The 22,607-nt window shown below is 56.7% G+C and carries 25 protein-coding genes and 1 tRNA gene; 10 read left to right on the forward strand and 16 right to left on the reverse strand.

Features of this window, described 5'->3' with window-relative positions; translation table 11 throughout:
- The first annotated feature begins 64 nt into the window (after positions 1–64).
- A complete protein-coding gene (locus AC2FLP_RS10395) occupies positions 65–526 on the forward strand; it encodes an Lrp/AsnC family transcriptional regulator (protein WP_117872462.1) in 462 nt (153 codons plus the stop codon).
- 126 nt (positions 527–652) lie between these two features.
- Here the strand turns inward: AC2FLP_RS10395 and rpsD are convergent, their stop codons facing one another.
- From rpsD to ugpB, 7 genes are all read right to left on the reverse strand, one after another.
- Positions 653–1,273 carry a 30S ribosomal protein S4 gene (rpsD, locus tag AC2FLP_RS10400; RefSeq protein ID WP_117872460.1) on the reverse strand — a complete coding sequence of 207 codons (621 nt, stop codon included), beginning with the start codon at positions 1,271–1,273 and terminating at the stop codon, positions 653–655.
- 240 nt (positions 1,274–1,513) lie between these two features.
- Positions 1,514–1,963 (reverse strand): hypothetical protein, encoded by a 450-nt coding sequence (locus AC2FLP_RS10405; RefSeq protein WP_496683239.1) that lies wholly within the window; start codon positions 1,961–1,963, stop codon positions 1,514–1,516.
- 505 nt (positions 1,964–2,468) lie between these two features.
- Entirely contained in the window at positions 2,469–3,416 is a 948-nt protein-coding gene (locus AC2FLP_RS10410; RefSeq protein ID WP_117872455.1) for a glycerophosphodiester phosphodiesterase family protein, read from the reverse strand.
- Positions 3,416–4,471 carry a sn-glycerol-3-phosphate import ATP-binding protein UgpC gene (locus AC2FLP_RS10415; protein WP_117872453.1) on the reverse strand — a complete coding sequence of 352 codons (1,056 nt, stop codon included), beginning with the start codon at positions 4,469–4,471 and terminating at the stop codon, positions 3,416–3,418. Before AC2FLP_RS10415 ends, AC2FLP_RS10410 begins: the two co-directional genes overlap by 1 nt.
- 3 nt (positions 4,472–4,474) lie before the next feature.
- Complete coding sequence (ugpE, locus tag AC2FLP_RS10420; RefSeq protein WP_117872982.1) at positions 4,475–5,311, reverse strand: sn-glycerol-3-phosphate ABC transporter permease UgpE; 837 nt, start codon at positions 5,309–5,311, stop codon at positions 4,475–4,477.
- A gap of 20 nt (positions 5,312–5,331) precedes the next feature.
- Positions 5,332–6,213, reverse strand: a complete 882-nt coding sequence (gene ugpA, locus AC2FLP_RS10425; RefSeq protein ID WP_117872451.1) for a sn-glycerol-3-phosphate ABC transporter permease UgpA — start codon at positions 6,211–6,213, stop codon at positions 5,332–5,334.
- 61 nt (positions 6,214–6,274) lie between these two features.
- Complete coding sequence (ugpB, locus tag AC2FLP_RS10430; RefSeq protein WP_117872449.1) at positions 6,275–7,585, reverse strand: sn-glycerol-3-phosphate ABC transporter substrate-binding protein UgpB; 1,311 nt, start codon at positions 7,583–7,585, stop codon at positions 6,275–6,277.
- 172 nt (positions 7,586–7,757) lie between these two features.
- On the opposite strand from ugpB, the gene AC2FLP_RS10435 reads away from it, so the two are divergent.
- On the forward strand, positions 7,758–8,660 hold the full coding sequence (locus AC2FLP_RS10435; protein WP_496683234.1) for a LysR substrate-binding domain-containing protein: 903 nt from the start codon (positions 7,758–7,760) through the stop codon (positions 8,658–8,660).
- A 228-nt stretch (positions 8,661–8,888) separates the two neighbouring features.
- Here AC2FLP_RS10435 and AC2FLP_RS10440 read toward each other — a convergent pair whose 3' ends face one another.
- The 3 genes from AC2FLP_RS10440 to dgcN form a co-directional block, all read right to left on the reverse strand.
- Positions 8,889–9,749, reverse strand: coding sequence for a D-amino-acid transaminase (locus AC2FLP_RS10440; protein ID WP_496683230.1), 861 nt, complete (start codon positions 9,747–9,749; stop codon positions 8,889–8,891).
- A gap of 10 nt (positions 9,750–9,759) precedes the next feature.
- Entirely contained in the window at positions 9,760–10,725 is a 966-nt protein-coding gene (gene dgcA, locus AC2FLP_RS10445; protein ID WP_299895574.1) for an N-acetyl-D-Glu racemase DgcA, read from the reverse strand.
- 72 nt (positions 10,726–10,797) lie between these two features.
- Positions 10,798–11,799, reverse strand: coding sequence for an N-acetyltransferase DgcN (gene dgcN, locus AC2FLP_RS10450; protein WP_117872440.1), 1,002 nt, complete (start codon positions 11,797–11,799; stop codon positions 10,798–10,800).
- 295 nt (positions 11,800–12,094) lie between these two features.
- Between dgcN and AC2FLP_RS10455 the strand changes: the two genes are divergently transcribed.
- Positions 12,095–13,057: an L-malyl-CoA/beta-methylmalyl-CoA lyase gene (locus AC2FLP_RS10455; protein ID WP_496683225.1), complete on the forward strand. Its 963-nt coding sequence runs from the start codon at positions 12,095–12,097 to the stop codon at positions 13,055–13,057.
- Between the two features lie 44 nt (positions 13,058–13,101).
- Here AC2FLP_RS10455 and AC2FLP_RS10460 read toward each other — a convergent pair whose 3' ends face one another.
- Positions 13,102–13,680 carry a PA14 domain-containing protein gene (locus AC2FLP_RS10460; protein ID WP_496683222.1) on the reverse strand — a complete coding sequence of 193 codons (579 nt, stop codon included), beginning with the start codon at positions 13,678–13,680 and terminating at the stop codon, positions 13,102–13,104.
- Between the two features lie 119 nt (positions 13,681–13,799).
- Positions 13,800–14,252 carry an Lrp/AsnC family transcriptional regulator gene (locus tag AC2FLP_RS10465; RefSeq protein ID WP_496683220.1) on the reverse strand — a complete coding sequence of 151 codons (453 nt, stop codon included), beginning with the start codon at positions 14,250–14,252 and terminating at the stop codon, positions 13,800–13,802.
- A gap of 73 nt (positions 14,253–14,325) precedes the next feature.
- Between AC2FLP_RS10465 and AC2FLP_RS10470 the strand changes: the two genes are divergently transcribed.
- Complete coding sequence (locus tag AC2FLP_RS10470; protein ID WP_496683217.1) at positions 14,326–14,922, forward strand: LysE family translocator; 597 nt, start codon at positions 14,326–14,328, stop codon at positions 14,920–14,922.
- Positions 14,923–15,184: 262 nt separating this feature from the next.
- Positions 15,185–16,147, forward strand: a complete 963-nt coding sequence (locus AC2FLP_RS10475) for an acetyl-CoA carboxylase carboxyltransferase subunit alpha (RefSeq protein ID WP_117872430.1) — start codon at positions 15,185–15,187, stop codon at positions 16,145–16,147.
- A 3-nt stretch (positions 16,148–16,150) separates the two neighbouring features.
- Here AC2FLP_RS10475 and AC2FLP_RS10480 read toward each other — a convergent pair whose 3' ends face one another.
- The 3 genes from AC2FLP_RS10480 to AC2FLP_RS10490 all read right to left on the reverse strand — a co-directional run bounded on the left by AC2FLP_RS10480 (position 16,151) and on the right by AC2FLP_RS10490 (position 18,768).
- Positions 16,151–17,281 carry a lytic murein transglycosylase gene (locus AC2FLP_RS10480; RefSeq protein WP_496683214.1) on the reverse strand — a complete coding sequence of 377 codons (1,131 nt, stop codon included), beginning with the start codon at positions 17,279–17,281 and terminating at the stop codon, positions 16,151–16,153.
- Between the two features lie 113 nt (positions 17,282–17,394).
- Positions 17,395–18,042, reverse strand: a complete 648-nt coding sequence (locus AC2FLP_RS10485; protein WP_299637617.1) for a GntR family transcriptional regulator — start codon at positions 18,040–18,042, stop codon at positions 17,395–17,397.
- Between the two features lie 30 nt (positions 18,043–18,072).
- On the reverse strand, positions 18,073–18,768 hold the full coding sequence (locus AC2FLP_RS10490; RefSeq protein WP_496683212.1) for a M48 family metallopeptidase: 696 nt from the start codon (positions 18,766–18,768) through the stop codon (positions 18,073–18,075).
- 100 nt (positions 18,769–18,868) lie between these two features.
- Between AC2FLP_RS10490 and AC2FLP_RS10495 the strand changes: the two genes are divergently transcribed.
- The 5 genes from AC2FLP_RS10495 (at position 18,869) to AC2FLP_RS10515 (ending at position 21,139) form a co-directional block, all read left to right on the forward strand.
- The gene (locus tag AC2FLP_RS10495) at positions 18,869–19,195 is read left to right on the forward strand and encodes a TIGR02300 family protein (RefSeq protein ID WP_299895604.1); all 327 of its coding nucleotides are present in this window, start codon (positions 18,869–18,871) and stop codon (positions 19,193–19,195) included.
- A gap of 143 nt (positions 19,196–19,338) precedes the next feature.
- A tRNA-Ala gene (locus AC2FLP_RS10500) sits at positions 19,339–19,414 on the forward strand.
- Positions 19,415–19,569: 155 nt separating this feature from the next.
- A complete protein-coding gene (locus AC2FLP_RS10505; RefSeq protein WP_496683209.1) occupies positions 19,570–19,725 on the forward strand; it encodes a hypothetical protein in 156 nt (51 codons plus the stop codon).
- The gene (locus AC2FLP_RS10510) at positions 19,722–20,756 is read left to right on the forward strand and encodes a tyrosine-type recombinase/integrase (RefSeq protein WP_496683207.1); all 1,035 of its coding nucleotides are present in this window, start codon (positions 19,722–19,724) and stop codon (positions 20,754–20,756) included. Before AC2FLP_RS10505 ends, AC2FLP_RS10510 begins: the two co-directional genes overlap by 4 nt.
- A 167-nt stretch (positions 20,757–20,923) precedes the next feature.
- Complete coding sequence (locus tag AC2FLP_RS10515) at positions 20,924–21,139, forward strand: hypothetical protein (RefSeq protein WP_496683552.1); 216 nt, start codon at positions 20,924–20,926, stop codon at positions 21,137–21,139.
- Here the strand turns inward: AC2FLP_RS10515 and AC2FLP_RS10520 are convergent.
- Positions 21,097–22,479, reverse strand: a complete 1,383-nt coding sequence (locus AC2FLP_RS10520; protein WP_496683205.1) for a cytochrome ubiquinol oxidase subunit I — start codon at positions 22,477–22,479, stop codon at positions 21,097–21,099. The genes AC2FLP_RS10515 and AC2FLP_RS10520 overlap by 43 nt on opposite strands.
- Positions 22,480–22,607: the final 128 nt, after the last annotated feature.

Raw genomic sequence — 22,607 nt, forward strand, 5'->3', positions numbered from 1 at the left:
CGAGCCGCAAAAACTTCACCTATCTTTGCGTAGATTTTAAAAATTTTGTGTCATATGATCAGTTATGACATCAAAATTAGATCAAATTGACACGCGCATTCTGAAAGAACTGCAAAAGGACGCCACCCTGTCGCAGCGCGAATTGGCGGATCGTGTGGGACTTTCTCAAAACGCTTGCTGGCGGCGCTTGAAGGCCCTGAACGAAAACGGCGTTCTGATCGGGTCCACGGCCCGCATCGCGCGTGAAAAACTGGGTTTGAGCCTTGTGGTCTTTGTCATGCTCCGCACACGACATCATTCCGCTCAGTGGCTTCAAGCGTTTCGGAGCCACGTTCTGACGATCCCGGAAGTCGTGGATTTTCATCGGATCGGAGGAGATTACGACTATCAGTTGAAAGTCGTAACACAGGATATGACATCTTATGACAAGGTCTATCAGCGATTGATCGAAAAGGTCGAGCTGGACAGCGTGACATCGTATTTCGCAATGGAAGCGATTGCCGAAGGCAGACCCCTGCCGATCTGACCCGCACCTTATCTGGCCAATAACCCTCAGGGAAGGCGCGGGCCGTTGCGATGGCGGCAGAGTCCCCATCAAACAAAAAAGACCGCGCAAAAAGCGCGGCCTTTCGGAATTCGGGTGCTGCGAAGATTAGTTCTTGGCGTAGAATTCGACGACCAGGTTCGGTTCCATCATGACCGGGTACGGCACGTCGCCCAGCGACGGAGCGCGCACGAAAGTCGCGGTCATTTTCGAGTGGTCGGCGTCAATGTAGTCAGGAACGTCGCGCTCGGCCAGCGCGGCAGCTTCGAGGACAACAGCCAGTTGCTTGGACTTGTCGCGCACCTCGATCACGTCGCCTTCTTTGACGCGGTAGGACGGGATGTTGACCCGCTTGCCGTTCACTTTGACGTGGCCGTGGTTCACGAACTGGCGCGCGGCAAAGACGGTTGCAACGAACTTGGCGCGGTAAACAACGGCGTCCAGACGGCGCTCCAGCAGGCCGATCAGGTTTTCACCGGTGTCGCCCTTCACACGCTCGGCTTCGGCGTAGATGCGGCGGAACTGCTTCTCGGTCAGGTCGCCATAATAACCTTTCAGCTTCTGCTTGGCGCGCAACTGCAGACCAAAGTCCGACAGTTTGCCCTTGCGGCGCTGGCCGTGCTGGCCGGGGCCGTATTCACGACGGTTGACCGGGGATTTCGGACGACCCCAGATGTTTTCGCCCATCCGGCGGTCGATTTTGTACTTGGCAGACGTGCGTTTGGTCACGGCTGATCTCCTTCGTTTTGTCGAAGCCCTAACGGGCCACTATGAAGGGCGTTGTCCTCTTGAGGTTTCCCCCATGACAGGCATCCCCTTGCGGGGGCCACCAACACCAATGAAGCCGCGCTTATAGCCGCAATGCCGTCGGAGTCAACACAGCATTCAGCAAAGTTCAGAAAATCGATCAGGGCAGACAGACATCGGGACCGACGCAGCGTCGAAACCGCGTAGCGCTGCCTTGAAACTCTAATTTGAGATCGGGAAAGAGACTACTGTCGCGTCACTTTTCAATGGCGGGTTCGGGATCGCCGCAAGCTCTGTCACTTCGACAATCCAGAACTCTTCATCCCGTGGCGGGCAAGCGCCGTCAAACACGAGAGTCCGCGACGTATCCTTACCATCGACAACAAGCCTGGCAGAGAACTTCTGCGCACCGTTGGTAAAGGTAAGAATGCCTGACTCAAGGCCTGAAACCTCACGGACAATTGGAAAGTGGCTGTTCACATGGGTCGCAACGCCCCCGGCATTCCCCATTTTTCCAATGCTTTGCTCCACAGCCTCGCTCAGGACGATTGCTTGTCCACGCCATGACCATGATGCTCCGATCATCAAAGAGGAAAGGGGCGCATCTTCAAGCCCGTCAATTTCCGTCTGACACCAGGAAATAGCTATTTGACCGTTTGTTCCGGCTCTCATCTGCCCACTCGCACTTACTACCACCCCAACACTTAACTTTACCCTTATCAGCACAAATTCCGGCGGAAAAGAGACGGAACTGCAGCAATCACAAGATTGTTGTTAATGTGACTCAGCATTTGGCGCCATCCGTCAGGCTTTACGGCCAGTCGATGACGGTTGTGGCCAGCGCGATTGCCGAGCCTCGGTGCCAGAAATACCTAACGGCATTGAGAATATTGTTTCGCAGGTATCAATTACTCTTCATCGACCGAAGGCGCAGAACACGGTCCCGACAACCGCAAGCGCAATGCTCAGAGCAGTGAGGTCAGCGTTTGGGCATTCGTTCCGGAATTCCGGACTTCCGTCAACCGCGCCCAAGAACGGTTTCCTTAGAATAGGCTCTCACTGGGTCATGCCATAAAAACATGCTGGTCCTGTGCGTCAACGGGCTGAAGAGCCTTTGTTTGAGGCAATTTTCAAATGGCGAAAGAAATTCATTCACGTCACCCTCAGGGCGCCGGGATCACCGATGCCCTGCGCGCCAACCGAAGCCAGAGTCCGACAGTTGTCTTTGAACCCGCCCGGGGTAGTCGGATACGATTGCGTCCACGCGCAGATCTATCATCCTGCCTATCTCTTCGTGTTCATTGACCGTCCACACGGCGACGCACAAGCCCAACTCTTTTGCTCGCGTCACGTTTTCAGTCGTCACATCCGCAAAATATGGGCACCAAAGCGAACCGCCAGCTTGCTTTACCAAGTCTGGAATCTCGTCGCGGCGACCACGAAAGTCCGGGCAAACGGATTTTGAGGAATCTTCACCAACATCGTCGGCGTTTTCCGGAAGTTGCGTCAGATAGGATGACGGCATATCCGGAGCTTGCCGCTGACATTCCTCCAAGAGATTCCAATCGAAACTGTGCAGGACCGCGCGCGAAGATAAACCTTTGCCGCGAACGTCCTGAAGAACTCTCCCGACAAATTTCTCCCTGTATAGCGCATCATGGGCCAGGTCGGGATCCGACTTCAGTTCGAGCATCAGATAGGCATCACTGTTTTTTGGGTCATCGACCAAATCGAGCAGATCCAACAACTTTGGAACACGGACGCCATCTATTTGGGCCTGGTCCGGGAAGCGTTGGCCATAGGCGGATTGCCCGTCCAAACGCCCGATATCAAATTGCCGGAGTTGCTCGTAAGTCAGTGCGGAAACTTTCGGCTCTTCTCCGATCAGAAACAGGCCATTGGAATCGCGAAAGCTCGCTGCGTGCAGGCGATGATTGTGCGTTATGACCGGCACATTATCGGCAGTCAGAACAACGTCAAACTCAAGAAGCGGGACACCAATGGAGAGCGCAAAGTCGAAGCCCACCATGCTGTTTTCAGGTAACACACCTCGTGCCCCCCGATGGCCAACAACCCGGATCAGGTTTTCACCACCACGAAAGGCTTCAACATGCTGAAACACCATCAGCCTTCCAGCCTTTTGCCCGTCACGTGGTCAAACAAATGCATGTTCTCTGGTGCGACCGAGAACTGCATAACCGGGTGGCGTCCCTCGATCGGGTGGACGCCGGGAAGGCTCGCCGTGATCGCGCTTGCGGTGCCAGAAAGGTGACCGTGCAGCAACGTGTTGGCCCCAAGCGGTTCAGCCATCTGAATCGCCGCTTCAAGTGGGCCATTGTCATTCAACACCAGATGCTCTGGTCTTATGCCAAGCTTCACGGCGCTGTCTGCACCCTGAGAGGGTCCGACTTCGATTTCTCCGATCTTGATGGTCCCGTTTTCGCGCCGCGCTTCAAAAATGTTCATCGCCGGGCTGCCGATGAATTGCGCGGCGAACAGCGTATGCGGGGTTTCATAGACTTCCAGCGGCGTGCCGATCTGCTCGGCAATACCGCCATTCATCACGATCATTCTGTCGGCCATTGTCATTGCTTCGACCTGGTCGTGCGTAACGTAAAGTGACGTGATACCCAGCTTTTCCTGAAGCTCGCGTATTTCCAGACGCATCTGAACACGAAGCTTGGCGTCGAGGTTCGAGAGCGGTTCGTCAAACAGGAAAACCGCAGGCTCGCGGACAATGGCCCGCCCCATCGCCACCCTCTGACGCTGACCGCCTGATAACTGCCTGGGTTTGCGATCCAGCAAAGGTTCGAGCTGCAACAGTTTTGCCGCCTGGGTCACCTTTTGATCGATCTGAGCCTTGGGCAATCCAGCGATCTTCAGGCCATATCCCATGTTCTGACGCACGGACATGTGCGGATAGAGCGCGTAGTTCTGGAACACCATCGCAATGTCGCGATCCATCGGCTCTTTGTCATTGGCGCGCTCACCGCCGATCCAGATTTCCCCGGACGTGACCGTTTCCAGCCCCGCCACCATCCGCAACAACGTAGATTTACCACAGCCTGACGGGCCGACGATCACGATGAACTCTCCATCGGCGATATCGACATCAACACCGTGGATCACATCCGTCGGGCCAAAGCTCTTTTTGACATTCTCTAAGGTAACTGTTGCCATTTCTTACTTCTCACTATCGACAAGGCCTCGGACAAAGAGCTTTTGCATCGAAACCACCACAATGACCGGCGGGATCATCGCCAGAATGGACGTCGCCATGATCGTCGGCCAATGCGCAAAGTCGTCGCCGGACGGAAACATCTGTTTGATACCCATCACGATGGTATTCATCTCGGGATCAGTCGTGATCAGCAGCGGCCAAAGGTACTGGTTCCAGCCATAGATAAACAGGATCACGAACAGCGCCGCGATGTTGGTCCGGCTCATCGGCACCACAATATCAATAAAGAATCGCATCGGGCGGGCCCCGTCCACCCGGGCGGCTTCGGCCAGTTCATCCGGGATCGTCAAAAAGAACTGACGGAACAGGAAGGTTGCCGTGGCTGAGGCGATCAGGGGAAAGATCAGCCCGTAATAGCTGTTGAGCATACCGAATCCGGCAACAACTTCGAACGTCGGAACAATGCGGACTTCGACCGGCAGCATGAGCGTCAGGAAGATCAACCAAAAGAACGTCGTTCGCCCTGGAAACCGAAAATAAACGATTGCAAAAGCCGACAGCAACGAGATGGCGATTTTTCCCACTGCAATACCAATCGCCATCACCAGACTGTTGAACAGCATCGTTGCCACGGGCACGTTTACCCCCGAGAACAGCGCCGCTTTGTAGTTCACCCAGAACTGATCGCCGGGCACGACTGGCATCGGCGGTGAGACGATCTCGGCCTGGGTCACGGTCGAGGCCACAAAGGCAAGCCATATGGGGAAAAATATGATCAGGACACCGAGGATCATCAAAGCATGGGACAACCAGATGCCCGCGCCGCGTTTTTCGACCATTCCGTGTTGTTGGGACGCCATCAGTAATGCACCCGCTTTTCCACGTATTTGAACTGGATGACCGTCAACAGACCAACGACGATCAACAGGATGACCGATTGCGCCGAAGACGAGCCGAGGTCCTGTCCCACAAACCCATCTGAGAAAACCTTGTAGACAAGGATTGTCGTCGATTGTTGCGGCCCGCCACCGGTGATTGTGTGGATCACGCCAAAGGTTTCGAAAAAGGCATAAACGACGTTCACCACCAGCAAGAAGAACGCCGTCGGCGACAGCAACGGCAGCACGATCGTAAAGAACCGGCGCCAGAAATGCGCGCCGTCAATCGCCGCCGCCTCGATCACGGATCTAGGAACGGATTGCAGGGCAGCGAAAAAGAAAAGGAAGTTATAGCTTATGCGCCCCCAGGCGGAGGCAACGACCACCAGCCCCATAGCTTCGGTGCCGTTCAGAACGTGGTTCCAGTCATAACCAAGCTGGCTGAGATACCATGACACGACGCCGACGCGCGTGTTGAACATGAACAGCCACAAAACACCCGCAACGGCAGGAGCGACAGCGTAGGGCCAGATCAGCAAAGTCCGATAGACCCCGGACCCTTTGATCAATCGATCCGCAATGACCGCAAGAAACAAGGCAGGGATCATCGAGCACAGCGTAACCAGCGTGGAAAACACTGCCGTTGTCACGAAAGAGGCGCGATAAAACTTGTCACTCAGTAGGAATTCAAAGTTGCCCAACCCCACGAACTGGGACGACAACCCGAACGGATCAGGTATGAACAGTGACTGCCATATGGCCTGACCGGCGGGATAGAAGAAGAAGACGGCGGAAATGATGACCTGAGGGGCAATCAGAGCCAATGGCAACAGCCAGCCGCGAAAGGTGACGCGTTTTTCCATCCTGAAAACCCACCGAAGAAAGAAAATGCGGGCCCTGAAAAGGCCCGCATGAAGTTACGACTTATTGATTGGCGGATTCGAAACGGCGCAGCAACGCATCGCCGCGTTCCTTCGCGCTGTCCATCGCTTCCTGAGCTGTTTTCTCACCGGACCAGATCGCTTCAAGCTCTTCGTCGATGATGCCGCGAATCTGGTCGAACGAACCCAGACGCAAGCCTTTCGAGTTTGCGGTCGGCTCTTTCGCGGTCATCTGGATCACCGCGATGTCGGTGCCCGGGTTTTCGTCATAAAAACCTGCCGCACGGGTGGCTTCGCCGGCTTCGACGGTAATCGGAAGATAACCGGTGTTCTGATGCCATGCCGCCTGCACATCCGACGAGGACAGGAAGCTCAGGAACTCGCCGACGCCTCGGTATTCTTCGGGCTCATGACCCGCCATTACCCAAAGAGACGCGCCGCCGATGATGGTGTTTTGCGGCTCACCGGTGACGGATTCCCAATAGGGCAGCGGACGCACGTCGAAGTCGAACTCGGCCTCTGCCTTGATGCCAGCGTACCCGGCCGAACTTTCAGTGAACAATGCGCACTCGCCTGACCGGAAGTTCGCACCGCCTTCGTTTCTGCGGCCAGTGTAGATGAACTTGCCGTCCTGGGCCCAGTCACCCATTGCGGTCAGATGTGCAACCTGCACCGGACCGTTCAGCATAAGCTCGGTATCCAGACCAGCAAAACCGTTGTCCTGGGATGCAAACGGAACGTCGTGATAGGCTGACAGGTTCTCAAGGTGAATCCAGCTTTGCCATGCTGTCACCAGCGGGCAATCCTCGCCACCCGCCTTCAGCTGTTCAAGGACCTCGCCAACTTTTTCCCATGTGGACAGATCCGTGTCCGGATCAACGCCAGCGGCTTCCATGGCATCGCGGTTAACCCACAGCACTGGCGTCGAGGAGTTGAAAGGAAGAGACAGCATCTCTCCGTCAGTCGTCGTATAATACCCTTTGACTGCGCCTATATATGCATCGGGATCAAATGACGCGCCGCTTTCCGCCATCACTTCATAGACCGGCTTGATCGCACCTTCGGCTGACATCATTGTCGCCGTGCCGACTTCGAATACCATCAGGATATTTGGCTGTTCACCGGCACGGAATGCAGCAATGCCAGCATTCAGGGTTTCCGAGTAGTTGCCCTTGTGGCTTTCAACCACGACAAAGTCATCCTGACTGGCGTTGAATTCTTCAACCTGTCCTTTGACAAGCTCACCAAGGCGACCGGTGAAGGCATGCCAGAACTGAACTTCGGTTTGCGCCATTGCCGCCAAGGGGGACAAGGCCGTGGTGATGGCAAGAGCGCCAAGCAAATTCTTTTTCATGATTCCTCCCATGCATCAGGTTTGATGCTTCGTTGAATACCGACCACAACGCGTAAACGGCACACATGACGATTTCACGACGTTAGCGTTACAGAAATATAATTCAAGGCCTATCTACTTGGTGAAAAAATAACATAGTGTTATGACTTGGCGTGGTTGCTAGGGATCAACAATGAGTCAAATTCTGAGAGTGCGGCAATTGGAGGCCCTAATGGCCGTGACCAAAAACGGGTCTGTCACAGCCGCTGCGACCGATCTTGGAGTGACCCAGCCAGCTGTCAGCAGGCTGCTGTCTGATCTAGAAAAATCGCTTGGGTTTCAGCTTTTTGATCGCCGGGAGGGCCGATTGGTGCCAACGCAGGAGGTTCGTTACCTCTTGCCCAGCGTCGAGCGCGTTCTCGAACTCATGAGGCAAATCTCGGATGTCAGCCAGGATATCACACAACGCAAAGCAGGGCACATCCGTGTCGCCTGCCTACCTGGATTTGCCACCAGCCATTTGCCTAAAGTCGTCGCCAGCTTCTTGAAGGATCGGCCCGGTGTCACCCTGACGATCGAGCCTGACAGACCTGAACGCATTCTCGAATGGATGATTGGCGAGCAGTATGATTTCGGAATCACAGACAGTTTTCACGGTCATCCGGCGGTAGAAAGCAGAAACATCGACGTTCGCACGGTGTGCGTGTTCCCCACCGGGCACGAGTTGGAAGGCCTTTCCGAAGTTACCCCGGCGGATCTTGCACACAGCAAAATCATCCACACCCGACGCGACAGCGACTTTTTCGGGCGGCTTTCGAAAGTGTTTCAAAATGCCAATGTCGAATTGAACTCGCATATTGAGGTCAGGCAGTTCACAGCGGCATGTGAATTGGCGCTGAAAGGTGTCGGTGTCTCGGTCGTAAGCGAACTGGATGCCGTCCAATACACCTCACGGGGATTGAGTTATCGGCCATTCAGGCCATTGCTGAAACATACTCTCTCGTTGGTACGCCCAATATTGAAGCAACCGTCGTTGGTGACGCTTGAATTCATTGAACAGTTTCAGGAAAGCCTGAGCCCTTTCAAAGTCGGGTAACCCCGCCTTCAACCATATACTTGTGACAAAGCTGGGAATGGCCCAACAGTTAAGACCGGTGTCCCGGCTCAACTTCGCAAGTGACCTGTTTTTTGGCCGAAAGTCGCATGTGATCTGCTCATGCTCGGCGAGACCTACAGCGAAACTCCCTGTCCTGCCCCCGGATCCGACTGATGTTGGCACGGCGCCGCAGCAGTTTACCGCAACGCCGTCCCACGTGGTGTTTCTTCAGATCGCGGCCTTTCGGCTTTCATCCAGGTAAATTTCACGAAGGCGTTTGGCAATCGGCCCGGGTGTACCATCACCCAGCGCGACTCCGTCGATTTCCACGACGGGCATCACGAATGCGCTGGCCGAAGTTGTGAACGCCTCGTCAGCCTCTCTGGCTTCGTCGATGGTAAACAGACGTTCTTCAACTTCCATCTGCGCTTCGGCCGCCAGGCGCAGCACGGCCTTGCGGGTGATCCCGTGCAGGATGTCGTTGGACAACGGGCGGGTCACGATCTTGCCGTTCTTGACGAAATAGGCGTTGTTGCTAGTGCCTTCGGTCACAAAGCCGTCTTCGACCAGCCATGCATCATCACAGCCCGATTTCTTGGCCATCATCTTGCCCATCGAAGGGTAAAGCAGTTGCACGGTTTTGATGTCGCGGCGGCCCCAGCGGATGTCCTCGATCGAGATGATCCTGGCACCTTTCTGTGCTGCCGGACTGTCAGCCAGCCCGGGCTTGTTCTGCGTGAACAGAACGAGGCTGGGTTTGGTATCTGCCGAAGGGAAGACAAAATCCCGGTCACCGTCACTGCCGCGCGAGACCTGCAGGTAGACTAGGCCCTCTTCGATGCCGTTCAGATCAACCAGCTTGCGGTGGATCTCCAGCAGCTCTTCCTTGGTGCAGGGCTCGGCCATCTCCAGCTCATCCAGAGACCGCTTCAGGCGCACTGCGTGACCTTCGAAATCAATCAGCTTGCCATCCAATACACTGGTCACTTCGTAAACCGCATCAGCAAACAGGAAGCCACGGTCAAAGATGGATACCTTGGCCTCGGTCTCGGGCAGGTATTCGCCATTTACGTATACGGTTCGGGTCATGTTTGTCTCCTCAGCCCCAGAGCGCCGCTTCTGGCGGGTGAACTCCGGCGTCGTCAAAAATCAGCGGGGTGTCGCGGTCTTCGGCTAACAGAAGCGGGCCGTCAAGGTCCGTCACCATCGCACCCTGCGCCAACAGTGTCGCGGGTGCCATGGCAAGCGAGCTGCCAACCATACAGCCGACCATGATGTCATACCCTTCCGCGATTGCGGCTTTGCGAAGTTCCAGTGCCTCGGTCAGGCCACCGGTCTTGTCGAGTTTGATGTTGATGACATCGTATTTGCCCATCAGTCCGGACAGGCTGGCGCGATCATGGCAGGACTCGTCAGCGCAGACGGGCACCGGGCGGTCCATTCCGATCAATGCGTCGTCGTCCCCGGCGGGCAAGGGTTGCTCGACCAGTGCCACGCCCAAACGTACCAGATGAGGGGCGAGGTCGGCGTAAACCTCGGCCGGCCAGCCTTCGTTCGCATCCACGATGATCTTGGCATTCGGAGCACCGGCCCGCACCGCCTCAAGCCGCGGCATGTCATCTGGGGTGCCCAGTTTGATTTTCAGAAGCGGGCGATGCGCGTTCTCGGCCGCCTGGGCCTGCATCGCCGCGGGCGTGTCCAGCGACAAAGTGTATGCGGTGATCTCTGGTCCCGGAACAGGCAGACCCGCCAAATCCCAGGCACGCTTTCCCGCGCGCTTGCTTTCCAGATCCCACAAGGCGCAATCCACGGCGTTCCGGGCGGCACCAGCAGGCAGTAGGTCCATCAGCGACTGGCGGGTGAACTCCGCAGGCAAGCCGGCAATCTCGGCCTCAACCGACTCGAGCGTTTCGTCATAACGCGCATAGGGAACGCATTCACCCCAGCCCTGATGCGTTCCGTCCGACACCCGAACCGTCAGCACTTTTGCCTCGGTCCGTGACCCGCGCGAGATGGTAAACACCTGCGCCAGCCGAAACACATCGCGAGAGACCTCTATCCGCACGCACCCGCTCCTTCATCTTTTCCAAATCTAACGCCGGAAGCGGTTGAACCCGCCACCGGCACGTGTCTCAGATCACATCGCAGCCAGCGCGTCCACCAGCTTGCCTGAACCAAAGCGGAACGGATCGGTCGCAGGCAGTCCCATGTCTGCTTCGATCTTGGCCAGATACGCCGTCGCGTCATCTTCGGACAGGTGCTGCGTGTTGACGGAAACGCCGACGACCTGACAATCCGGGTTCGCCACTTTGGCCAGGGCCAGCGCGGTGTCGCGCAGGGTTTCCAAAGACGGTTGCTGATAGGTCGGCAGACCGCGCATGTGCTCACGGGTCGGTTCATGGCTCAGGATCAGGGCGTCCGGCTGGCCGCCGTGGATCAGTGCCATGGTCACACCGGAATAGGATACATGAAACAATGAGCCCTGGCCTTCGATCAGGTCCCAGTGATCGTCGTCGTTGTCAGGTGTCAGCCATTCGATCGAGCCCGCCATGAAATCCGCGACCACGGCGTCCAGCGGCACACCATCGCCGGTGATCAGGATGCCCGTCTGACCAGTTGCGCGGAAGGTCGACTTCATACCACGCTTGCGCATTTCAGCATCCATCGCCATTGCGGTGTACATCTTGCCGACCGAACAATCGGTGCCCACGGCCAGACAACGCTTGCCCTTGCGCTTGATCCCGTTGGCAATCGGGTAATCGACTTCGGGCACACGCACGTCGTGCAGCTTTTGACCGGTCGCTTCAGCCACCGCCACCAGGTCAGGTTCATCGCGCAACAGGTTGTGCAAGCCGGAGGCCAGATCAAACCCTTCCTCCAGTGCCATGACCAGAACCTTTTTCCATTCCTGGCTGATCACGCCCCCACGGTTGGCCACGCCGATGACCAGCGTTTTGGCACCGGCCTCTTTCGCCTCTGTCAGGGTCATATCGGTCAGGCCCAGATCGGCCTTGCAGCCGTCCATACGGTATTGGCCGACGGCGTTTTCCGGGCGCCAATCCTTGATGCCCACAGCCACTTTGGCCGCCAATTGGTCGGGCGCATCGCCCAAAAACAGCAGGTACGGTGTCTCGATCATTGCGGTCACTCCTTTGATTCCGGCCTAAGCTAGTGAAGCGGCAAAACGAGCGTTTCGCGTTCTGCTCCGTCAAACACAGCTAGCGCGCGATGTTCTTGCGCCCTAGTGCCGGGTGACGCAAAATTCTTCGAAGTTTTCAAATTGATTAATCTTTAATCACCAATCATCTTCTGCTGGAAATTTGCATTCTGCAACCGCATTGCCGCAGATGCACAATCTCCCTTGCGCCAAGTTGCGCAATTTAATACCTCATTGGGCGAGAAAATCGCAACTTCATTACCCACACGAGGTCCAGATGAGCTTTCGCATCCAACCCGCCGCGCCTGCACGACCCAATCGCTGTCAACTGTTTGGTCCGGGGTCGAATACCAAACTGTTCCCGAAAATGGCAGCTTCTGCTGCGGATGTGATCAACCTTGACCTTGAGGATTCGGTTGCGCCTTCGGACAAGGATGTAGCCCGCGCCAACGTCATCGAAGCGCTGAACACTGTTGATTGGGGCAATAAATACATGTCCGTTCGCATCAACGGATTGGATACCCCCTATTGGTATCGTGACGTTGTCGACGTGTTGGAGCAGGCAGGCGACCGTCTGGACCAGATCATGATTCCCAAAGTCGGTTGTGCATCAGATGTCTATGCCGTGGATGCCCTTGTCACCGCCATTGAACGCGCCAAGGGCCGGACCAAACCGATCAGCTTCGAGGTCATTATCGAATCCGCTGCCGGTATCGCGCATGTGGAAGAGATCGCAGCCTCCTCACCCCGCTTGCAGGCCATGAGCCTTGGGGCCGCAGATTTTGCCGCCTCGATGGGAATGCAGACCACGGGCATCGGCGGCACACAGGAAAACTATTACATGCTGCGCGAGGATGAAAAACACTGGTCCGATCCCTGGCACTGGGCCCAAGCCGCCATCGTTGCGGCCTGCCGCACCCATGGGGTGCTGCCAGTGGATGGACCATTCGGGGATTTCAGCGATGATGGAGGGTACATCGCTCAGGCGAAACGCTCGGCCACACTGGGTATGGTCGGCAAATGGGCGATCCATCCCAAGCAGATCGCGCTGGCCAATCAGGTCTTTACCCCGTCGGATGAGGCCGTTTCCGAGGCCCGCGAAATTCTGACCGCAATGGAACAGGCCAAAGCCAACGGTGAAGGCGCGACCGTCTATAAAGGACGTCTTGTCGACATCGCTTCAATCAAGCAGGCTGAAGTCATTGTGGCACAGGCCGAACTGATTGCGGCGAGCAGCTAAGCCATAAAAAAGAGCGCCCCACCGAGCGCCCTTTTTTAAACTCTTCAACGGCCGAAAACCTCATTGGGCGTCCATGTGAAGCGCTCACCCTTCTTTCCTGACTTCATCATCAGGCAAGAGGTTCCCAGTTTCTGGAAATAGACGATCTTCAACGGATACCAACCCGCTTTGGGCACTTCCACTTCCGTGCGTTGATTGGCTTCACAACCTTGAATACCAGTTACGCGGCCGATCTGCTGACCACCAACCCAAGCTTCTAGCCCGTCATTCGACCACGTTTCCAGCTCGTAAACGCCCGGTGAGTTAAACCGCATATACCCTGTCACCTCAGCGGCAACATTGTAGGCTTCGTCGAACGTCATGACGTCCTCACCCTTGCTTGTGTCCCTATAATCCAACCCACGCAACGGCTTTCCGGGCTTTGCCTGAGACAGCATGCTTTTTGCCTGACTCAGATCCCGGATCTTCTTGTGTTGATTGCCTGTGCCAATGTATTTGACATTCAACCCTGCCTTCGGAGAAGGCTGTGGATTGGCAGGTTGCAGTTTCAGCGGTGCAGACAAAGCGGCCCCGGCAACTACCGACATGGCAACTGCGGTCGCCACTGTTCGAACGAGTTTCATCGTAATCTCCCTGTTTGCGTGCCGTTTTGGCTGGGCGTATCCCCTGGCAACGTCATTACAGTGACACTAGGCTCTGAAAATTTGCGCTGCAAGAGAGTGCGGCTTCACAATTTCAGAGGTTACGCACGCAGATCCTTGGGCGACCCCATGACCACATAGGAAGTGATCGACGTAACATGTGGCAGCGTTCCCAGCACCTCGGTATGGAAGGTCTTGTAGGACGGCAAGTCGGCGCATTCGACGCGCAGCAGGTATTCGATCGTACCGGTGATGTTGTGGCATTCGACCACTTCGGGGGCTTGCTGCAGAGCCCGTTCAAACCCCTCCTGCGCCGCTTTTGTGTGTTCGCCAAGACCAACGCCGATGTAGGCGACAAAGCCGACACCCATCGACGCCGGGTTCAAAACCGCACGATAGCCGGTGATCACGCCGGCTTTCTCAAGCTCTTGAACGCGACGCAGGCAGGCGGAAGGCGACAGCCCGACCCGTTCGGCCAATTCCAGGTTGCTGATACGCCCATCACCGGTCAGTTCATGCAATATCTGGCGATTTATATGATCATTCTTCATCACAAATTGCAGAAATAGCAGAAACGCGCACGAAAAAGCAATTTCATTTGCTGCCGGTCGGACGATACTTCGCAGTATGACTTACGACATCCTTCTGGCCCTCATCGCCTTTGCCTTCGTGACATCCATTACGCCCGGGCCGAACAATCTGATGCTGATGGCATCGGGTGCGAATTTCGGCTTTCGGCGTTCGATCCCGCATATGTTGGGCATTGGCCTTGGCTTCACGCTCATGGTGCTGCTGGTTGGTGCAGGGCTGATTCAGGTCTTTGACCGATATCCGGTCAGCCATTCAGTGCTGAAGATCGTGTCGGTAATCTATCTGCTGTATCTGGCATGGAAGATCGCACATGCCGCACCAGCCGGGGGCGCTTTGGCAGCGGGGACTCCCATGACGCTTCTACAGGCCGCCGCCTTTCAGTGGGTGAACCCCAAAGCCTGGGCCATGGCCCTGACCGCCACAACCGCTTACACACCCAATCAGACCCTGCATGCAATTGCCCTCGTTGCGTTGGTTTTCGGGGCGGTCAACCTGCCGTCGGTGAGCACATGGACCTTTCTTGGTCAGCAGATGTCGCGGGTGCTGACGAACCCGCGCCGGTTGGTTGTGTTCAACTGGACAATGGCGGTGCTGCTTGTGGCCTCACTCTATCCCGTTCTCTGGCCCAGTTGACCTGCTTTAACAACAGGCAGGTTTCAGCCAGCACATCCTCGGGCGCGGTGTCGGGTCGATCATAGGGTCAGACTTCGCGGCAAGGCTATCATGGGTGCAGGCCTGCGCACGCAGCACGCTGTCTTTATTGGCGGTGTCCACCAGTATCCGTTTTTCTATTCGCCCACCTGAAATCGAACATCTTCGACACACAGATCTTGCTGAGTTGCATCCGGAGCATCGTCAGGCCATATAGCAGGGAACTTTCGCGTTGAGAGGCGTCATGACCCAGTATCTGGATTTCGAAAAACCACTGGCCGAGATTGAAGGCAAGGCTGAAGAACTGCGTGCGCTGGCCCGCACCAACGAAGAGATGGACGTAACCGAAGAAGCCGCCGCTTTGGACGCCAAAGCCGCCAAGCTTCTGGGTGAGCTTTATGCCGACCTGACGCCTTGGCGGAAATGCCAGGTCGCCCGACATCCGGAACGCCCGCATTGCAGCGCTTACGTCAATGCCCTGTTCACCGAATTTACCCCTTTGGCCGGAGATCGCAATTTTGCCGATGATCTGGCCGTGATTGGCGGGCTTGCACGTTTCAACGATCAACCGGTCATGGTAATCGGCCATGAAAAAGGCAGCGACACCAAATCGCGGATCGAGCGAAATTTCGGCATGGCCCGGCCCGAAGGTTATCGCAAGGCGGTCCGCCTGATGGAGATGGCCGGGCGGTTTGGCCTGCCGGTGATCACACTGATCGATACTGCCGGCGCCTATCCCGGCAAAGGCGCCGAGGAACGCGGTCAGTCCGAAGCGATTGCCCGGTCGACCGAGATGTGCCTGAAAATCGGTGTGCCCCTGGTGTCGGTCATCATCGGCGAAGGCGGCTCGGGCGGAGCCGTGGCCTTTGCCACCGCCAACCGCGTGGCGATGCTGGAACATTCGGTCTATTCGGTGATCTCGCCGGAAGGCTGCGCGTCAATCCTGTGGAAAGATGCAGAAAAGATGCGTGAAGCCGCCGAAGCGCTGCGGCTGACCGCTCAGGACCTTCACAAGCTTGGCGTTTGTGACCGGATCATCCCTGAACCCAAGGGCGGTGCGCATCGCGATCGTCCTGCAACTGTCAAATCCGTCCGCGAGGCACTTACCGCCATGTTGGCGGAACTGGACGGCAAAGACGCGGCAGCCCTGATTCAGGACCGCCGTCAAAAATTCCTCGATATCGGATCAAAAGGGTTGGCGGCGTAACCGTCAGCCACCCAGCCTGCGCAACAATGCGACCGAGGGCTCTCCGGTGACAGCAAGGCCATTGGCGCTTTGATACGCGCTGATGGCTGACGTTGTGTTTTTGCCGATCACCCCGTCCGCGCCCTTCGTATCATACCCTTCGGATGTCAGCCGACGTTGCAATTCCTTGCGGTCGTCCAATGTCAGACCGTTTTCATCTGGCCCGAACGAGGCCTGAAACGGTGCGCCGCCGACAATTCTGTCCGCCAGATGCCCGACGCCAATCGCGTAGCTGTCCGAGTTGTTGTAGCGTTTGATGACCTGAAAATTGCGGAAGACAGCAATGCGCGGCCCGGGTACCTGTGGTTGCAGCACGGCCACCGGAGTACCGGAAATGGTTCCGACCTCGCCCCCCCAGGGCTGCCCCCGCACCCAGCCTGCACGCGACAGATAAGCTGCGGTCGAAGCCAGCGAATCCGTCGGATCATCCGACCAGATATCCCGCCGCCCGTCGCCGGTGAAATCCACCGCATAAGCGAGGTAAGAGGTTGGAATGAACTGCGTATGCCCCATCGCACCGGCCCAGCTGCCGGTCATGTTGTCAGGCGTGGTGTCGCCGTTCTGAAGGATCTTCATCGCCGCGATCAACTGGCTTTCAAAGAACTGACCACGTCGCCCATCATAGGCCAGTGTTGATAGAGCTGACACAACGGGCACATCGCCGCGACGCGCGCCATAGCGGCTTTCCAGCCCCCACACTGCAACGACGATTTCCTTGTCTACTCCGTACTGCGCCTCGATCTGCGACAGCATCCCGTTATATTGCCGCAGCATCTTCTGTCCTGTGCTGATCCGCTCGTCCGAGGCGGCAATGGCCAGATAATCTTCGAGCGAACGCTTGAACTCTACCTGATTGCGGTCGCGCTCGATCACATCAGGAAGGTACCCTGCGCCCTGAAAAGCGCGGTCAATTGTGGATTGTGAAATTCCCTGCGATGCCGCCCTGCCCTTGAACCCGGCGACCCAGGCATCCCAGCCTGCATTGGGAACTGCCCGCATTCGGGAAGCAGGTGCGCTGGATGGCGCACCACCACCCGTGCAGGCGGCCAACAATGTTGATCCAAGGCAAATGGAAAAAGTCCGGCGAGTGATCATGGCTGTGGTCTGCTCTTGTTTGTGATTTGCCTCAAGAGTAACCCAGTCGGGCTGAACAGGCCAGAACAGTGAACCCCTCTATCTTGTGCGCCGAAAGGTCGGCGGGATGCCGCTCAGCTCACCAGCAAGCGCAGCCCCTGTGTCACGTCCGAGCGGACCGCCAAGCGCAAGCCCGGTTCGTCCCCGGCCTTGAGGGCAGCGATGATCAGCTTGTGATAATGCGGTGGTTCAGTGCGCCTGAGACGACCGTAAAGCGCTCTCATCGTTGGCCCCAGTTGCAGCCAGACCGTTTCGGCAATGGCCAGCATCGCGGGTGCTTGAGCACGCAGGTACAGGGTGCGGTGAAACTCCAGATTTGACCGGATGTAACCAACCGCGTCCCGCTTGGTCACCGTTTCTGCAACGGTCATATTGATGGTCTGCAACCGGTCGATCAGCGCAATATGCGCCCTGGGCAGAGCCCGGCTGGCCAGTTCGACTTCCAGCAACGCGCGCAACGCTGCCAATTCTTCGATCCGGTCGTTGGTCAATTCGGGCGTCGAGACCCGGCCGGAATTGGACAGGAACAAAGCCCCCTCGGCGGCCAGACGGCGCACGGCCTCTCGCGCCGGGGTCATCGAGACGCCAAACTCCTTGCCGATACCACGCAAGGTCAGCGCCTGACCCGGCGCCATTTCGCCGTGCATGATTCGAGACCTCAGGGCGCGGTACACCCGGTCATGAGTGGCAGTTTGGGTTTCAGACGGACGTGTGCTCAACATCCGCTTATGTGATCACAAAATAACGCAAGGTCAACTCGGCTTTGCGTCGAACCTGTATCGATGCAACTCTGCCCCATTGTCGCGCAACCAGCGACGGGGTTGCTGATAGGGGCCGAAGATATTCTCTACCTGCGCCCAGAATGCGGGCGAGTGGTTCATCTCGGCAAGATGCGCCACTTCATGTGCAGCCACATAGTGCAGTACGTCTGGCGGTGCCAGAATGAGACGCCACGAGAACATCAATCCGCCATGCGAACTGCATGACCCCCAGCGTGACCGCGTGTCGCGCAGGCTAAGTGTGGTATATGGGCGTCCCAGCATTGCCGCATAATCATCGCACGCACCGGTTAACCGGTCCCGCGCCAGTTCCTTCAGAAACCGGGCCAATCTGCGTGCCTCGGCCCCTTTTGGCACTGCGACCTCGTCCGCCTGCAACTGAACACGTCGACCGTCCGCCGGCACGATTCGCCGGGCAACGCCTTCAATCGGTACTTGCTGTCCAAACTGCACCACGGCCGTTACCGGCCTATCCTGCAAATGCTGGCGAATCCACTCTTCCTTGGTACGTGCGAAACTCAGCGCCTCGGATTCAGGCACTCCAATCGGATAGGTCAACGTAACCCGCCCGTCCAGCTGAGAAATTCGCAAACTGATGCGCCGCGCCCGGGCGGATTTGCGCAGCCTCAGTGGCACCGGTGGTGTCCCTAACAATGCGTGCTCTCCCATATCGCGACCTCTCTTGCGCAAAGACTTTGACAGTGCCCTCTGCCTGTGGCAGGTGAGCTGAATCATTTAGACGACTCACCTGATATCAAGGGGATTTGACATGCCCAAGGAAGAATGGGGCGTAAAGCGCGTTTGCCCGACCACCGGTAAGCGATTTTACGACCTGAACAAGGACCCGATCATCAGCCCCTACACTGGCGAGATCGTGGAGCTTCAAACATCCAAAAGCCGCATGATCGCGGCGGATGCTGAAGATGCAGCTTCGGTCAAAGCGCGTGAAAACGCGTCCGGAGAGGAGCTGGTCCTGGACGATGACGACAGTGTCGATGTCGAACTGGACGACGATCTGCTGGACGACGATGACGACAGCAGTGATGACGTTTCTCTGGACGATATTACCGACATATCTTCGGAAGACGAAAGCTGATTACGCAAGAAGGCGACCTCAGGGTCGCCTTTTTCATTTGACGGGCAGCCCGGGCGGAAATTCGAGTTCAATTCCATTTTTGGACTTGCACTCGTCGTCACTGTCTCCTAAACGTCCGTCCACCGCACCAACGGTACCATAATGGGGCCTTAGCTCAGTTGGGAGAGCGCTTGCATGGCATGCAAGAGGTCAGGGGTTCGACTCCCCTAGGCTCCACCATCTTTCTCCTCAGCTCGAATTCACTCGCAGTCATACGGCTTTGAAAATAAGGCTTTTGACGTGTCAGTCTTTCTCATCCCCAAGGAAACTTGGGCTCTGCCAGTATTCCCATTGTGGTGGTCTGTGTGGGGTTCGCCAGAGAGAAAGTATGCAAGATGACCAAACTGACAGACAAGCAGATCAAGGCTGCGAAACCCGGCGACAAGAAGATCAAGCTGACAGATGGCGGTGGACTGACCCTGATCGTTCACCCCAGGGCAGCAAGACATGGGTCTGGCGCTATAGGGTCGATGGCAAGCAGCGTGAGATGACATTGGGCTCCTACCCCTCTGTCGGCCTCAAAGATGCGCGCCAGCGCGTCGAGGCGCAGAGAAACCAGCTGGACACGAATATCACCCCCGATGTGGCTGTGATGCGCGCAGAAGTTCAGGCTCGGTCGGGCCTAACGGACACCACCTTCGCCGGGATTGCTCGCGCGTGGTTGGTTGAAGAGCGCCCGCACTGGGCAGAGAAGACTTATGTCCGTGCCCGCAACCGGATCGAAAAGGATGCTATCCCACTGCTGGGGACTGTGGAGGTCGCGGATATCACAGCAGTCGATATCAAGGCCGTTGCGCTCAAGATCGCGGATCGTGGGAGCCATGAGACTGCGCGCCGGGTCATTCGCATCCTGCGGCAGGTTCTGGGCTACGCGGAGGCCGAGGGCCTGATCTCTGTCGTGCCGGGAGCAAACGTGATCGACCGCTTCAAGCCCCAGCCCAAGAAACACCACCCCACCATCGTTGAACCAGAGCGTCTGGCGCTGTTTCTGCAGGCGCTGGACGCGTGGCCTCATCAGACCTTGGGAAAGCCTTTGCTGCAGATCATTGCGCATACAGGTCAAAGGGCCGGTGAGGTGCGCAAGATGCGATGGGCGGACATCGACCTGTCAGCGAAGGTCTGGAACAACCCCGTCACCAAGACGGGCATCACCATTGCCATTCCCCTGACGGACCCAGTGATCGATATCCTGGCTGAGATGTACAAGCTCAACGGCCACCGCGAGTTCGTGTTTGCATCGGAGAACGGACCCGTGTCTGAACCCGCTACAATGAACATGATCCGCAAGATCGGTTTTGATGGAGAGACTGACGCACATGGCCTGCGCGCAACGCTGCGCACATTGGTGACCGAGCATCTCGGGTTCGACGAGAAATTGGCGGAGGCGCAGTTGAGCCACGCATCTAAAGAACTGCATGGCCGCGCATATGCGCAGAAAGCGGACTTTGGAAATTTACGAGAACGGCGCGAAAGAAACTATCTGTCACCAAATGATGAACATACTGACGCGTGGTCGGGATAACTTACTGTCCGCAATTTTTTTACAGAACCTCTGTGCGGAACCAAGAATGCTTTGGAATTGCGTAAACATTTTAGGTTCCTAACTGTCTGACGTCAGCGCCTACCGGACAGATTTGGGGTTTGAGCAACGGAGGATTTCTGGTTCATCGAAGCCGTTAAGGAGCGAAGATGAACAAGAAATCCGGAACATCGAAGGACGCCGCTGACAAGTTGGTCAGGGGCATCAAGCGCAAGACGCGCAAACATTACTCGGCCGAAGAGAAGATCAGGATCGTCCAGGATCACATAGGTCAGAACGGCAAAGGCAATGATGCCTGCCCAGATTGTCGAGAGTTCAAGCATCACGCTGCCTCCGCCAAGGTAAAGATTTCAATGGGTTTTTGAGCTTTCTGGAAGTCTTCGACAGGCGGTTTTCCCATGAGACGCAGCATGTAGAATGTGCCTGCTCCGAACACCGCGAAATACACGACGATGAAGGCAATCAGAGACGCCGCAACTGCAGGCGCATCCACTTGGGAAAGGGAGTCCGATGTCCGCATCAGCCCGTACACCGTGTAAGGTTGGCGCCCCACTTCGGTGGTGATCCAACCGGCCAGTACCGCCACAAATCCGCTGGGCGCCAACAGGACGGATGCGCGGTGCAACCAGCGATCTTCGTTGAGGCGGCCCCGAACCCGCTGAACAAACGACCACAACCCGACGCCCAGCATGGCAAAGCCGATGGCAAGCATGATACGGAAGCTATAGAAAACGATCGCGACCGGGGGTTCTTCGTCGTCGGGAATGGTGTCCAGCCCGTCAAGCGGCGCGTTCAGATCATGTTTCAGGATCAGCGACGATAGCTTCGGAATTTCGATGGCGTAGTCCACGCGCTTTTCATCTTCGTTTGGAATGCCGAACAGGATTAGCGGTGCACCTTCGGGGTGGCTGTCAAAGTGACCTTCCATCGCCATCACTTTCTGCGGTTGATGCTCCAGCGTGTTCAAACCATGAAGGTCGCCCGCGACGATCTGCAGAGGAGTAACCAAAACAGCCATCCACATTGCCATCGAGAACATGCGGGTGACCTCGGCCGTTCGATTGCGGTGTAGCAGGTGCCAAGCTGCAACCCCGGCCACCACAAAGGCAGTGGTGAGATATGCCGCCAGCACCATGTGTGTCAGGCGGTACGGGAAAGACGGGTTAAAGACGATCGACCACCAATCCACTGGGATGAATTGACCCAGCTCGTTGACGTCAAATCCGGCCGGGGTCTGCATCCAAGAATTGACCGAAAGAATCCACGTGGCCGATATCAGCGTGCCAAGGGCAACCATCGCCGTGGCCATCATGTGCAAGCCGGGACCCACGCGTTCGCGACCGAAAAGCATGATGCCTAGGAAGCCTGCCTCAAGGAAGAAGGCCGTCATCACCTCGTAGGCCATCAAGGGCCCGATCACAGGCCCGGCGGTATCCGAGAATGTGCTCCAATTCGTGCCAAATTGGTAAGACATCACGATGCCGGACACGACACCCATCGCGAAGCCGACAGCGAATATCTTTTTCCAATAGTTGAAGAGATTGAGATAAGCCTTGTCCTTGCGCCAAAGCCAAAGGCCATTGAGGACGGCCAGGAAGCTTGCTAGGCCGATGGAAAAGGCCGGGAAGATGATGTGGAACGACACAGTAAAGGCAAACTGGATGCGTGCCAGGGTTTCTGCGTCAAAGTTTGCTAGTAGGTTCATTGCCGTTTCCTTTGGCGTCGGATTGCAAAGAGCGGCAGTCGCCAGGGTTGCTTCGGTTGCCAGCTCGTCGATGTTATTCAGATGAGCAGGATTTGGGGCGGAGGGCGTTTCAGTTCGTTTGGGTTCTG

The sequence above is a fragment of the Ruegeria sp. CDSA141 genome, from assembly GCF_059612005.1.